This window comes from Klebsiella sp. LTGPAF-6F (assembly GCF_001753185.1).
GTDB lineage: Bacteria > Pseudomonadota > Gammaproteobacteria > Enterobacterales > Enterobacteriaceae > Klebsiella > Klebsiella michiganensis.
In genome coordinates, this window is sequence record NZ_CP017450.1 from 3,762,136 (window position 1) to 3,774,092 (window position 11,957).

Consider the following 11,957-nt stretch of genomic DNA (forward strand, 5'->3'; position numbering starts at 1 on the left):
CATAGTTTCTATACGTCATGCTAAAATTGCATAGCAATTATTGCAGGGCAGAGGAACGGATCGGTGCTGGCGAATCTTGAAGTAAAATGGCTTTACGATGTGATTGCCCTTGAGGAATCCAGAAGCTTTACCCTGGCGGCAAAAAGCCGCAATATTTCCCAGTCCTCCTTCAGCCGCCGCATCCAGGCGCTCGAGGCGTCGCTGGGCTTCAGCATCTTCGACCGTTCGGCAAACCCGCTGCAGCTGACCAACCGCGGGAAGATTTTTGTCGGCTATGCGCGAAATATGCTCGACGACATGGACTTCCAGATTAGCCGAATTAAAGGGCTGAACAACACCACCCAGAAAATAAGAATCGACGCGGCGCCGTCGCTTTCAGTTTTATTACTTCCGGAAATCATCGCCGGTTATACCGACCGAAAGAATAAAACTTTTCATGTTGAATCGATTAACGTCAACGATGCGGTGTTCAACCTGAAAGAAGGCAAAAGTGATTTTATCCTGTCGTTTTATAATGAAGAGCTGATGAACTATCCGTTTATCAATCACAAAATTTTTGACTCGGCGCTGCACCTCGTTTCTCCCTGCGATAAACACGGCAGGCCGCTTTTTCATTTACACCGCGGGGTGCTGCCGCTGATGAAATACGCCAACGACAGCTATATGGGGCGCCAGGTGAATCAGGTGATCGACCGCAAGCCGGAGATCACCTTCTCGCTGACCTTTGTCTCCTCGATGAGCGAGCTATTAAAACGCATGATCCTCAACGGCGACGGCGTGGGCTGGCTGCCGCAGTACTCTATCAAGCGCGAGCTTGAGGAGGGTCGCCTGACGATTATGGATGAGAGCCTGTCGCTGCCGATCGGCGCCTATATTTACCGCTCCGGCGCGCGGCTCAACCAGTCAGCCGAGCGCTTCTGGCAGCATATTAAGTCTATGAATACCGTGACCGCATAACTCGCATGGCGGCGGGAAATTCGCTATCATCCGCATCCACTCCCTCTCCGTGCAGCCTGATGTCTACGATTATCGATACCTTTATCGCCCCGCCGTGCCACGCTGAAATCGACATCCTCTACGAGGATGACCATCTGCTGCTGATCGATAAACCCTCAGGCCTGCTGAGTCTGTCGGGGAAAAATCCGCGTAATCTCGACTCGGTGCATTATCGGCTGGTACAGCGGTTTCCCGGCTGCACTCTGGCGCATCGTCTTGATTTCGGCACCTCCGGACTGATGGTAATTGCGCGCAACAAGGCCATCAACGCCGCGCTCTGCCAGCAGTTCAGCCAGCGTGCGGTGAGCAAAGTCTACAGCGCGCTGCTGTGCGGGCATCTGGCGGATGATGAAGGAACCGTTGACGCTCCGATAGCCAAAGATCCGGCGCTGTTTCCGCTGATGACGATTTGCCCGCGCCGCGGCAAGCCTGCCCGCTCCGGCTATCGGGTGGTTGAGCGCCTGCGCTATCAAGGTAGCGTGCCGGTGACGCGGGTCCAGCTGACGCCGGAAACCGGCCGCACCCATCAGCTGCGTATCCACTGCCAGTGGCTTGGCCACCCTATTCTGGGCTGCGATCTGTACGGCGGTCTGTTGCTTCCGGGAACAGAACAGGCGCCGCGCCTGATGCTGCACGCCAGCGAACTGCATTTCGTGCATCCGGTTAGCGGAGAGCGGATCGATGCCATAAGCCCCAGCGGGTTTTAACTCGCCCGCTCGCCAGCCCTTTTAGCGAATCTCTCCCGCACGCTGATTGACGTCGACGCTTTAATTCGAATCGCGGCATTGCAAATGCAAATATCATATTTGCTCGTTAATCACCGCCTCTGTAGCTTGTGCTCTATTCATGCTTTTCATGAAAGAACATTCAGGGCGCAACGGCTTTATGATTAAACTCGATAATATTCGCAAGACCTACCCCGGCAGCGCGCATGCGGCTATTCGCGGCCTTAATCTGGTGATTAATAGCGGCGAGCTGTGCACTTTCGTTGGCCCTAGCGGGTGCGGAAAAACAACCATTCTGCGGATGATTAATCAGCTGGATATTCCTGACGCCGGTGACGTATACGTTCAGGGCGTTAAGCTTGCCGCTGCCGATATTATTCAGGTGCGCCGCCAAATTGGCTTTGTCATGCAAAGCGCCGCCCTCTTTCCGCATCGTACGGTCGCGCAAAATATAGCCACGGTTCCGCGCCTTCTCGGCTGGAGCAAAAAGCATATCCAGGCGCGCATCGACGAATTAGTGGATTTGATGTCTCTCGACCGCAACGTCCTGCCCCGCTATCCGCACCAGCTTTCCGGTGGCCAGCAGGGACGCGTAGCGATCGCCAGAGCGCTGGCCGCCGATCCGCCTATTCTCCTGATGGACGAACCTTTCGCCGCCATCGACCCGGTGGTTCGCGAGCGCCTGCAGGACGAGCTGCTGTTGCTGCAACAGCGCCTGCGCAAAACGATCGTCCTGGTGACCCATGATATCAATGAAGCTATTCGCCTTGGCGATAGAATCGCTATCTTCCAGGAGGGCGGCGAGCTGGCGCAGTTCGCCACGCCTGACCATATTTTGTCGCATCCGGCCAGCGACTTTGTGCGCCGTTTTATCGGCCCCGAACCGAATCTGCAGCGGCTGGGGAGAATTCAGGTCGGACAGCTCCCGCGTCATGACGTGCCGCTTATTGATGAGAGCCTCTCCCCCATCGCCAGCCCGCATCCGCCGGTCGCCAGTCCGCTGCGCCTGGTGCTGGACAAAAAACGGCGTCCGCTGAACTGGTTCGATCCGGTTAAGCGCCGGACGCTGCCGGTCGACGCGCCGCTGGCGGCCATCAACACGCTGCGCTTTGCCTACAGCGCGCTGCTGGATGCGCCCGGCGGCGTAGTGGTTCATGTCGATACCGACGGTGAATATCAGGGCAGCATCTCCCACGCTCTGCTGCAGAACGTGCTGGAAGGCCACGTGGATCTTCGCCGCTATGATTGACTGGCCGTGGATCCTCGACAACAAAATCATGATCGGTGAACTGCTCTGGCAGCATGTACAGCTGGTGATCGTTGCGCTGTTTTTCGGCACCCTTTTCACCGGCGTATTGATTAGCCTGACGCTGCGCTGGCCCGCGGCCGCCCAGCCGCTGATCTACCTGTGCGGGATACTGTTCACCATCCCGTCTCTGGCGCTGTTTATTCTATTACTGCCGTTTACCGGACTGTCGCTGATGACCTCAATCATCGGCCTGACGCTCTACTCGCTGCTGATCCTGCTGCGCAACGTTATCGCCGGAATAGAGAAACTCCCGGCGACGGTGCTGGAGTCTGCGCGCGCGCTGGGCTATACCCGCTGGTTTCGTTTTGTCGATATAGAGCTGCATCTGCTGCTGCCCTCGCTGTTCGCCGGGTTACGCATCGCTTCGGTGACGCTGGTCGGGCTGGTGACGGTCACCGCCTTAATTGGCCAGGGCGGTCTCGGGCAGCTTCTGTTAGCCGGGTTTAACCAGAACTTTGTCACGCCTATCGCGGTCAGCCTGGTGCTCAGCGTTGTGCTATCTCTGCTGTTGGATTCGCTGATTGCCCGCGTCGGCTATTGGCTAACGCCGTGGGCCCGCTAATGGATATCCTGCAAGCAACATTTCACTGGTTATTACAACCGCAGCACTGGACAGGCGATGCGGGAATATTACTTCGCCTGCGCGAGCATCTTTATTATGTGCTGATTAGCATCGTCGTTGCCTCGGCGATTGCGCTGCCGCTGGGGATTATTCTCGGCTACTGGCGCAAGGGCGCGTTTGTGATTATTAATCTGTTTAATATTGGTCGCGCCATTCCCTCTTTAGGTTTAATTCTTTTATGCATTATTGTGTTTGGCTTTAATGATATTCCGGTCTTTACCGCGCTGGTGGCGATGTCGATTCCGCCGATCCTCACCAACGCCTGGGTTGGCATTTATCATGCCGACCGTCAGCTGTGCGATGCGGCAAAAGCGCTGGGCATGACGCCACTCCAGAGCCTGTGGCAGCTGCGGATACCGCTCGCCGCGCCGCTGATACTCGCCGGCCTGCGGACCGCGCTGGTACAGCTGATCGCGACCGCCGTCGTCGCCGCCTACGCCGGCCTTGGCGGCCTCGGGCGTTTTCTGATCGACGGACTTGGCCAGCGCGATATTCCCCAGGTCATTGCCGGTTCGCTGGTGGTATCGCTGCTGGCCATCGGCTGCGAGCTGCTTTTTTCATTACTCTCCCGGCGCATCGTTCCGGCGCCGGTCACGCAAATAAATTAATTTCCCAACAACAAAAAACCACCTGCAGGTAAAGAGGTATTATGAAGCAGCTATTTAGCATTTCCGCGTATCGTCGCCGCTTGCGTCTTTCGGTATTCACCGCGGGATTATTAAGCTTAAGTTTTAACGCCCTGGCGCAGGACGTCACCATTGGCGGAGCGAATTTCACCGAAAGTTCAATCCTTGCCAATATTTACGCCAGCGCGCTAAAGAAAAACGATATTGCGGTGAAAACCCGTCTTAATCTCGGCAATCGCGAGATTATTATTCCGGCGCTGCAGAGCGGCGAAATTGATATTGTTCCGGAATATCTCGGTGCCCTGCTGAACTATTATGACGGCAAAACGCTGGCTACCAGCCAGAGCGACGTTAGCGCTGAGTTAGCTAAAGCGCTGCCGGCGGACTTTACGCTGCTCACCCCCTCCCCGGCCTCGTCCATTACCGCCTGGGCCGTGCGCGCGGAAACGGCAAAAAAATATCACCTCAGCAAGCTTTCCGACCTGCAGCCCGTGGCCCATCAGCTGACTATCGGCGGCCCGCCGGAATTCCCGGTGCGCGCCCTGGGCCTGCCGGGCCTTAAGCGCGTCTACGGACTTGAATTTAAGGCGGTGAAATCTCTGGATATGGGCGGGCCGCTGACCCGTCTGGCGCTGAACTCCGGCAAAATCGACGTCGCCACGGTCGTCTCCACTCAGGGCAACCTCGCGAAAGAGGATTGGGTGGTCCTGGAGGATGATAAGCATGAGCAGCCGAGCCAGAACGTGGTGCCGCTGGTGCGCAAAGCCAGCCTGACGCCGAAAATCAGCGAAGTGCTCAATGAGGTCTCCGGCAAGCTGAACAACGCCGCGCTGATCGAACTTAACCAGCAGGTCGATCTGCAGCATAAAGATCCGGCGGCGGTGGCCGAACAGTGGGTCAAAACGCACCTCAACGGCAACTGATTGCCGCCATGCCAGGGAAGGCATCACCTCCAACTGAGCCGAGAAAATGCCAAATAATCCTATGATCCTGAACCTTTTCTTCTTCAATCCCCAGGGTGACTACCGCTTTTCCTGGCGTCACCCGCAGGCGCCGGAGAAGGAAATTTTCAGCCTCAAGTACTATGCCGATCTGGCCCGTAAAGCGGAGGCCGCGACGCTCGACGCCATTTTTATCGCCGACCATATCGCTATCTGGGACACGGTGCCCAGCGGCTTAACCCACTACGCTAACGCCCGGCTGGAGCCCATCACTCTCCTCTCGGCGCTGGCGGCGGTGACGGAACATATCGGCCTGATGGGCACGGCGTCCACCTCTTATAACGAGCCCTATAATCTCGCCCGCTATTTTGCCTCCCTCGATTTTCTCAGCAACGGGCGGGACAGCTGGAATATCGTCACCTCATGGCTGGAGGAGGAGGCGGCCAACTTCGGCCTTGACCACCTGCCGCAGCACGGCAGCCGCTACCAGCGCGCCGGTGAGTTTATTGATGTGGTCACTCAGCTGTGGGACTCGTGGGAAGACGGCGCGGTGCGCTATGACAAAGCCAGCGGGCTGTTTGCCGATTCCAGCAAGGTGCATCATCTTGATTTCGCGGGCGAGTTCTTCCGCGTGCGCGGGCCGCTGAACGTCCCTCGCCCGCCGCAGGGGCACCCGGTCCTGGTGCAGGCCGGCTCGTCGGAGGCGGGTAAAAACCTCGCCGCCGCCTGGTCAGATATGCATTTTGTGTTTATCAAATCTATCGCTGAGGGGCTGGCCTACCGCGAAGAGATGAACCAGCGTTTGCGCAGCCACGGCCGGGATCCGGCGCATTTCAAAATCATCGCCGGCGTTTTACCGGTGGTGGTGAATTCAAACGCGGAAAAGGAAGAGCGCCAGCGGCTTAACGAGCAGCTAATGAGCGACCAGATGGCCATCGACCTGCTCTCTTCCTATCTGCGCATGGATTTATCCGCTTATCCCGTCGACCAACCGCTGCCGCCGCTGCCGGAGGAAGAGACCTTTGATGGGATCCGCACCGCCCTCAGGCTGATTCGTGATTACGATCCGCAGTTGACGATCCTGGCGTTGGGCAAGCTGCTGTTGCAAAGCTCCGATAGCTGGCTGCTCATCGGCAGCGCCGAGGAGATCGCCAGCGCGCTGACGGAAACCTGGCGCGCCGGCGCCGCCGATGGTTTTAACCTGATGTTCCCGCTGCTGCCGGGGGACTTCGACCGCTTCGTTGAGCAGGTGGTGCCGATTCTGCAGCGCAGCGGCGCGATGCGGGATCGCTATCCGACCGGCACGCTGCGCGAGAAGCTGGGTCTGCCGGTCGTCGAAAACCGCTTCGCCCGCCGGGATGGCAAACCGCTGGCTTCATAGCGCGGCTGTTCCCCGGTGGCGCTGCGCTGACCGGGCTACGGGTTCACAACCGTCTGCGGATCGGTTGCCCGGACAGGCGCAACGCGCCGCCTCCGGGGAAGGTGCGCTGCCTGATGCCTTGCTGCGGTTTTCTTCCCGGCTTGCGCTGCGCTTAGCCGGGCTACGGGTTCACAACCGTCTGCGATCGGATAGCCCGTGCAAGGCGCTTGCGCCGCCTCCGGGGAAGGTGCTGTGTCTGAAACCTCGGTGCGGTTTCTCCCCGGCTTGCGCTGCGCTTAGCCGGGCTACGGGTTCACAACCGTCTGCGGATCGGGTAGCCCGGACAGGCGCAACGCGCCGCCTCCGGGGAAGGTGCGCTGCCGGATGCTTTGCTGCGGTTTTCTTCCCGGCTTGCGCTGCGCTTAGCCGGGCTACGGGTTCACAACCGTCTGCGGATCGGTTGCCCGGACAGGCGCAACGCGCCGCCTCCGTGGAAGGTGCGCTGCCGGATGCTTTGCTGCGGTTTTCTTCCCGGCTTGCGCTGCGCTTAGCCGGGCTACGGGTTCACCGCCGCCCGCGGATCGGTAGCCCGGACAGGCGCAACGCGCCGCCTCCGGGGAAGGGGCTGTGTCTGAAACCTCGGTGCGGTTTCTCCCCGGCTTGCGCTGCGCTTAGCCGGGCTACGGGTTCACAACCGTCTGCGATCGGGTAGCCCGGGCAAGGCGCTTGCGCCGCGGCCCGGGGAAATTGGCGCCTACAGCCGCACGACGCCCCTGGCCGCCGCCTCATCACGCCACGCCAGCAGCGGCTGATAGTCCGCGCGCCGCATATCGCTGTAGCCGCAGATAAACAGCGCTTCGCAAAGCGGCCGGTAGCGTTCATCGCTCACCAGCTGCTGCAATGCCTCTCTGAGCAGCCCCAGCGTCGCTGCGGACGTCGTCGCCGACGTAATCAGCGGCAGACCCGGGGCGAGCGGGCTGCGCGCAATCACCGCCAGCCCCGCCAGCGCCTCCGGCTGATGACGCTGCAGCAGCGCCCAGGTCACGCAATCAATGGCGGCAATATCCGCCGTCCCCTGCTGAAGTTCACGCAGCGACTGGCGATGGCTGCCGCTAAACGCGACCGCCGAGAAGAAATGCCCGTCGAGCGACAGCGGCGCGACCATGTTTAACAGCACGTTATAGCCGGACTGGGAATCCGGCGAATTGCACACGACCAGGCGCCCGCGAAAATCCGCCAGCGTCTGATCACCGTCCGCCTCACGTACCGCCAGCAGGCTGCGGTAGTTCCGCCCTTCGCATCCGGGCGCCGAATAGTGAAAACAGCCGACCGTTTGCACTGCCGGCAGCCGCGTCATCAGCGGATAACCGCAGGTCTGGCTCAACAGCAGCGCCGGATGGCGCCAGTGCGTCAGCAGATCCTCAGGTACCTGATACGACAGCGTATCCTCCTCCACCACGCCGCGGGCCGCCAGCAGCTGCCGCACCGCCCGCCAGAGCGCCTGAGTATCCTCGTCATTCACCGCGTACATCGGAAACGCCAGCCTTTCACTCATGCTCTTCATCCGCCTTACCCTGCTGGTTGAAGCCGGGATGGGCATTCACCGCCACCGGTCTGGCAAAAAAATGCCGCAGCCATTCACCGTAGCCGCGCACCACAAACCCGGCGTTGCGCCGCTGATACTCCGCCTGATTATGCAGATAGATTTTTCGCAGCCCGTACCACGGTACCCCCGGCAAATCGTGATGCACTGAATGGTAGTTGAGATTGAGGAACAGCACTCGCCAGACCAGCCCCGCCTCGTTAATCACCGAACGGGCCAGCGGATCGTCCGCGGCGCGGTGTTCAAGGAAAGAGCGCACTTTGGTCAACGCCAGCGCCGGGTAGCTGATAGCCAGCACAAAGTAAAGCGGCGAAAAGCCGAGGTGATTCATCCACGCGAACAGCGCCGCCAGCAGCAGGCCGTGAACCAGCCACATCGCTATCGTGTTCACCCGCCGGTGTCGAAATGCCGCCAGCGCGCTGCCGAGCGTCTGGGCAATATCCAGCAGCGGCGCCACCAGCAGCCTGCCGATAAACGTATTGCGCAGATGAATAAGGCTGCGCTGCCAGGGGGCAAAACGCTGCCAGCTCTGCGGCGTAAAATAGTAGGATTCCGGATCGTCAACCGGCTGCGTCAGCAAATGATGATGATGGTGCGCCAGGTGCGAGTCGCGGTACAGCCCGTAGGGATACCAGACCGCCAGCGGCAGGGTCCCCAGCAGCTGGTTAAACCATGGTCGCGACGTGGGGTGACCGTGAATAAGCTCATGCTGCAATGACATATACCAGGCGGTGAACCAGATGAGCAGCAGCGTGGCGGGGAAAATGCCCAGCTCGCGCCACCAGGCCAGCGAGGCAAACCAGCCGCCGTAGACGGCAACGATCAGTAGCCAGGTGGGCAGCTCGCTGCGCCACAGCCAGCTACGGGAAAACTGATGAATCCGCTCGCGCTGCTGCGGATGCAGATAGACCGACCTGCTTTTTGCCATTCCTGCCACTGCCTTTTCGCGTTATCGTTTGATCCTCCGAAGATGTGAGATAACGCGTTAAATAACAAAGAATTTAAATCGCTTAGCTTTGCCAGAAAATCACCTTAGCCCTCGTTGAGCACGATGATATATCGCCACCCGGCGAGCATGCTCACGCCCGCGCACGCCAGCAGCGACGCCCCCAGCGATTGCCCCCACCCGGCCGCCAGCAGACCGGCGCCAATCAGGACATAATAAAACAGGCCGAAAAAGGCGCCGGCGGTGCCCCGACAGTCGCCGTAGGCGCTCAGCGCCGACCCCAGCACCAGCGGGATCGCCATGGCCCAGGCAAGGGTGACCAGCGCAACCGGCGCCACAAACCAGATTGATTCCCGCAGCACGTACACCGCGACGCCGCCGGCTAAGTGCAGAATGCAGGCGATGGCGAGTATCCGCCCCAGCGAGACATTCCGACGCAGCAGCCGGTGGTTAAGCAGCGCGCCGAGCAGCGAACCCGCGGCAAGCGCCATGCCGCTGTAGCCAAACGTCAGGGCATCAAGATCGAATCGGGCGAACAGAAACGGGGCCAGGCTGTAGTAGCTGAACAGGCTGACGTTAAATGCCGCCACCAGGGTTGCCGCCAGGGCGACGCGCGTATCGCCCACCATCCGCCGCAGCACGTGAAGAAACGGCCCTCTCCTGAGGTTTTGCGGACGCGTTTCCGGCATCAACGCCAGGCAGCCCAGCAGAAGCGCGGCGGCCAAAAGCGCCAGCGCGCTGAATACGCCGCGCATCCCCCAGAGGGCGGTCAACCCGCCGCCGATATAGACCCCGACGGCCGGGCTCACCGCCAGCGCCAGGCCGATAAACGAAAAAATTCCCGCCAGCTGCCGCCCGCGATAGCAGTCCCGCAGGACCGTCTGCGTCACCACTGAACCGGTTGCCGCGCCAGCGGCCGTGACGATCCGCGCCGCCAGCAGCAGCGAAAAATCCGTCGCCCACAGCGCCATCAGGCATCCCAATGCGTAAACCCCTAACCCCGCCAGCAGGGCCGGACGCCGGCCGTAGCGATCGCTGAATCCGCCCCACAGCAAAACGCCGATGGCAAAACCGATAAAGTACACGGAAAGGGTTAGCGCCGCCTGCGGCGCGCTCACGGAAAAACGGGCGCTGATATCGGTCAGCGCCGGGCTATAAATCGTTTCCGCTATTTGCGGAAACATCAGTAGCGCGGTCACCAGCACCAGCGCGGCACGTCCCAACATATCCACCTCCTGATTAACAAGAGGCGCTATTGTAGGGAAGCCGTTTATCGAACATTATAAACATAATGACTTTAAATATCGGAAATCAGACATTATGGCCTGGCTTGACGCTGACGCGGCATTCGATCCGGATGCGTTGAAAAGTAGCCTGATTGGCGTGCAGTCGGCGCTCGGTAACCACGACTCCGGCAGCCACCGGCATAAGATGGCACAGATCCTGTTTACCCGTCAGGGATGCGTGCGTTTAACGCTCAACGATAGCGTCCTGCTGTGCCTGCTGCCGCCGGGGCGCGCGGCGTGGATCCCCGCTGAAGTCAGCCATCGCGCGGAGATGAAAAACATTGTCGACTATCGTTCCGTCTGGTTTCAGCCGCAGCGTTACCCTCAGTTGCCAACGCAGTCGGCGATACTCAACGTGGTGCCGCTGCTGCGCGAGCTATTAGAGCGCATCAGCGCCAGCCCCTGGGATACCGACTGGGAGGCCGAGCCGGCGCGGCATCTCGCCGCCCTGTGCCAGGCGGAAATTCGCGCCGCCGCGCGGGAGCCGATGATGCTCTCGCTGCCGCAGGATAAACGGCTGGCGATGGTTTGCGGCGACGCGCTGCCGCCGCCGCTTGGGACGCTCGCTGCCCGCTGCGGCGCCAGCGAAAAAACCATCAGCCGACTGTTTCGCCGCGATACCGGGATGTCCTACCAGCAGTGGCGTCAACAGTGGCGATTAATGAAAGCGGTCGAGATGCTGGCAACCGGGGAGCGGATTACCGATACGGCGCAGGCGCTCGACTTCGCCAGCGACAGCGCCTTTATCTACTTCTTCCGCACCATGACCGGCATGACGCCGGGGCGTTATTTTTCCGCTTGATTGTGGCCGCCCGGCGTGAACGGCGGCAGCTTCAGAAAGGTGTTCTGCAGCCCTTCGGACCACGCTTTGCGAATGGTATTGAAATAGGGATCGTTTTCGGTGATCCGATGCTGTTCGGCGCTGCTAAGGCTACCGCTGCGGTACAGCAGGGTGTCCAGCGGCAGCCCCACCGAAAGATTGCTGCGCAGGGTGGAGTCGATCGAAATCAGCGCGCAGCACATCGCCTGCTCCAGGGGAGTATCGATGGTCAGAACCCGGTCGATAATCGGCTTGCCGTATTTGCTCTCGCCAATCTGGAAATAGGGCGTGTCGCGCGTGGCTTCAATAAAGTTGCCTTCCGGATAGATATGAAACAGCCGGTGCGTTTCGCCGGCGATCTGCCCGCCGAGCAGCAGGTTGCAGTTGAAGTTGGTATTGCCGCAGTTCTGCTGATTGCTGCTGTCGCGCTGAATCACCTCCTGTAAGGTTTTGCCGATCAGCATCGCCGCGTCGTATAGCGAGGTCACCTGCATCAGGTTAGGCTCCTGCTGGGTGCGAATGCGGGCGCTGAGCAGGCTAATCACGCTCTGAGTGGTGGCCAGGTTGCCCGCCGACTGCAGGACCATGACCCGTTCGCCATCCTGATGGAAAACGTGCAGTTTTTTAAACGTTGCAATATGGTCCACTCCCGCGTTGGTGCGGGAGTCTGAGGCAAATACCAGTCCATCTGACAAACACATGGCCACACAGTAGGTCATCGTT

12 protein-coding genes are annotated in these 11,957 nt (G+C 59.9%); 8 read left to right on the plus strand and 4 right to left on the minus strand.

The genetic code is table 11. From position 1 onward, the window contains the following. Window positions 1–63 precede the first annotated feature (63 nt). From BJF97_RS17550 to BJF97_RS17580, 7 genes are all read left to right on the plus strand, one after another. The gene (locus BJF97_RS17550; RefSeq protein WP_004851947.1) at window positions 64–957 is read left to right on the plus strand and encodes a LysR substrate-binding domain-containing protein; all 894 of its coding nucleotides are present in this window, start codon (window positions 64–66) and stop codon (window positions 955–957) included. A 59-nt stretch (window positions 958–1,016) separates the two neighbouring features. Then, window positions 1,017–1,703 (plus strand): RluA family pseudouridine synthase, encoded by a 687-nt coding sequence (locus BJF97_RS17555; RefSeq protein ID WP_014229781.1) that lies wholly within the window; start codon window positions 1,017–1,019, stop codon window positions 1,701–1,703. Between the two features lie 178 nt (window positions 1,704–1,881). Beyond that, on the plus strand, window positions 1,882–2,970 hold the full coding sequence (locus tag BJF97_RS17560; RefSeq protein WP_025108425.1) for an ABC transporter ATP-binding protein: 1,089 nt from the start codon (window positions 1,882–1,884) through the stop codon (window positions 2,968–2,970). Then, window positions 2,963–3,592 carry an ABC transporter permease gene (locus tag BJF97_RS17565; protein WP_014229783.1) on the plus strand — a complete coding sequence of 210 codons (630 nt, stop codon included), beginning with the start codon at window positions 2,963–2,965 and terminating at the stop codon, window positions 3,590–3,592. Before BJF97_RS17560 ends, BJF97_RS17565 begins: the two co-directional genes overlap by 8 nt. Then, window positions 3,592–4,260, plus strand: coding sequence for an ABC transporter permease (locus BJF97_RS17570; protein ID WP_014229784.1), 669 nt, complete (start codon window positions 3,592–3,594; stop codon window positions 4,258–4,260). The genes BJF97_RS17565 and BJF97_RS17570 overlap by 1 nt, the downstream gene beginning before the upstream one ends. Before the next feature lie 41 nt (window positions 4,261–4,301). Continuing rightward, window positions 4,302–5,201, plus strand: coding sequence for an ABC transporter substrate-binding protein (locus tag BJF97_RS17575; protein ID WP_014838787.1), 900 nt, complete (start codon window positions 4,302–4,304; stop codon window positions 5,199–5,201). A 61-nt stretch (window positions 5,202–5,262) separates the two neighbouring features. Next, entirely contained in the window at window positions 5,263–6,600 is a 1,338-nt protein-coding gene (locus BJF97_RS17580; RefSeq protein ID WP_103449202.1) for an LLM class flavin-dependent oxidoreductase, read from the plus strand. Between the two features lie 733 nt (window positions 6,601–7,333). On the opposite strand, the gene BJF97_RS17585 is transcribed toward BJF97_RS17580, so the two are convergent. The 3 genes from BJF97_RS17585 to BJF97_RS17595 all read right to left on the minus strand — a co-directional run bounded on the left by BJF97_RS17585 (window position 7,334) and on the right by BJF97_RS17595 (window position 10,354). Beyond that, entirely contained in the window at window positions 7,334–8,134 is an 801-nt protein-coding gene (locus BJF97_RS17585; RefSeq protein ID WP_032694102.1) for a phosphate/phosphite/phosphonate ABC transporter substrate-binding protein, read from the minus strand. Then, on the minus strand, window positions 8,127–9,110 hold the full coding sequence (locus tag BJF97_RS17590; RefSeq protein ID WP_014229788.1) for a fatty acid desaturase: 984 nt from the start codon (window positions 9,108–9,110) through the stop codon (window positions 8,127–8,129). Before BJF97_RS17590 ends, BJF97_RS17585 begins: the two co-directional genes overlap by 8 nt. 104 nt (window positions 9,111–9,214) lie before the next feature. Continuing rightward, the gene (locus BJF97_RS17595; RefSeq protein WP_032694103.1) at window positions 9,215–10,354 is read right to left on the minus strand and encodes an MFS transporter; all 1,140 of its coding nucleotides are present in this window, start codon (window positions 10,352–10,354) and stop codon (window positions 9,215–9,217) included. 94 nt (window positions 10,355–10,448) lie between these two features. Between BJF97_RS17595 and BJF97_RS17600 the strand changes: the two genes are divergently transcribed. Next, window positions 10,449–11,216: an AraC family transcriptional regulator gene (locus BJF97_RS17600; RefSeq protein WP_032694104.1), complete on the plus strand. Its 768-nt coding sequence runs from the start codon at window positions 10,449–10,451 to the stop codon at window positions 11,214–11,216. On the opposite strand, the gene BJF97_RS17605 is transcribed toward BJF97_RS17600, so the two are convergent. Then, the gene (locus BJF97_RS17605; protein ID WP_014229791.1) at window positions 11,201–11,953 is read right to left on the minus strand and encodes a proteasome-type protease; all 753 of its coding nucleotides are present in this window, start codon (window positions 11,951–11,953) and stop codon (window positions 11,201–11,203) included. The genes BJF97_RS17600 and BJF97_RS17605 overlap by 16 nt on opposite strands. Between the last annotated feature and the right edge of the window lie 4 nt (window positions 11,954–11,957).

What these genes read in the sequence shown, in the direction of transcription:
- BJF97_RS17555 (WP_014229781.1), top strand. Translation starts at nt 1,017, where the DNA reads ATGTCTACGATTATCGATACCTTTATCGCCCCGCCGTGCCACGCTGAA.
- BJF97_RS17560 (WP_025108425.1), top strand. Translation starts at nt 1,882, where the DNA reads ATGATTAAACTCGATAATATTCGCAAGACCTACCCCGGCAGCGCGCAT.
- BJF97_RS17565 (WP_014229783.1), top strand. Translation starts at nt 2,963, where the DNA reads ATGATTGACTGGCCGTGGATCCTCGACAACAAAATCATGATCGGTGAA.
- BJF97_RS17570 (WP_014229784.1), top strand. Translation starts at nt 3,592, where the DNA reads ATGGATATCCTGCAAGCAACATTTCACTGGTTATTACAACCGCAGCAC.
- BJF97_RS17575 (WP_014838787.1), top strand. Translation starts at nt 4,302, where the DNA reads ATGAAGCAGCTATTTAGCATTTCCGCGTATCGTCGCCGCTTGCGTCTT.
- BJF97_RS17580 (WP_103449202.1), top strand. Translation starts at nt 5,263, where the DNA reads ATGATCCTGAACCTTTTCTTCTTCAATCCCCAGGGTGACTACCGCTTT.
- BJF97_RS17585 (WP_032694102.1), bottom strand. Translation starts at nt 8,134, where the DNA reads ATGAGTGAAAGGCTGGCGTTTCCGATGTACGCGGTGAATGACGAGGAT.
- BJF97_RS17590 (WP_014229788.1), bottom strand. Translation starts at nt 9,110, where the DNA reads ATGGCAAAAAGCAGGTCGGTCTATCTGCATCCGCAGCAGCGCGAGCGG.
- BJF97_RS17595 (WP_032694103.1), bottom strand. Translation starts at nt 10,354, where the DNA reads ATGTTGGGACGTGCCGCGCTGGTGCTGGTGACCGCGCTACTGATGTTT.
- BJF97_RS17600 (WP_032694104.1), top strand. Translation starts at nt 10,449, where the DNA reads ATGGCCTGGCTTGACGCTGACGCGGCATTCGATCCGGATGCGTTGAAA.
- BJF97_RS17605 (WP_014229791.1), bottom strand. Translation starts at nt 11,953, where the DNA reads ATGACCTACTGTGTGGCCATGTGTTTGTCAGATGGACTGGTATTTGCC.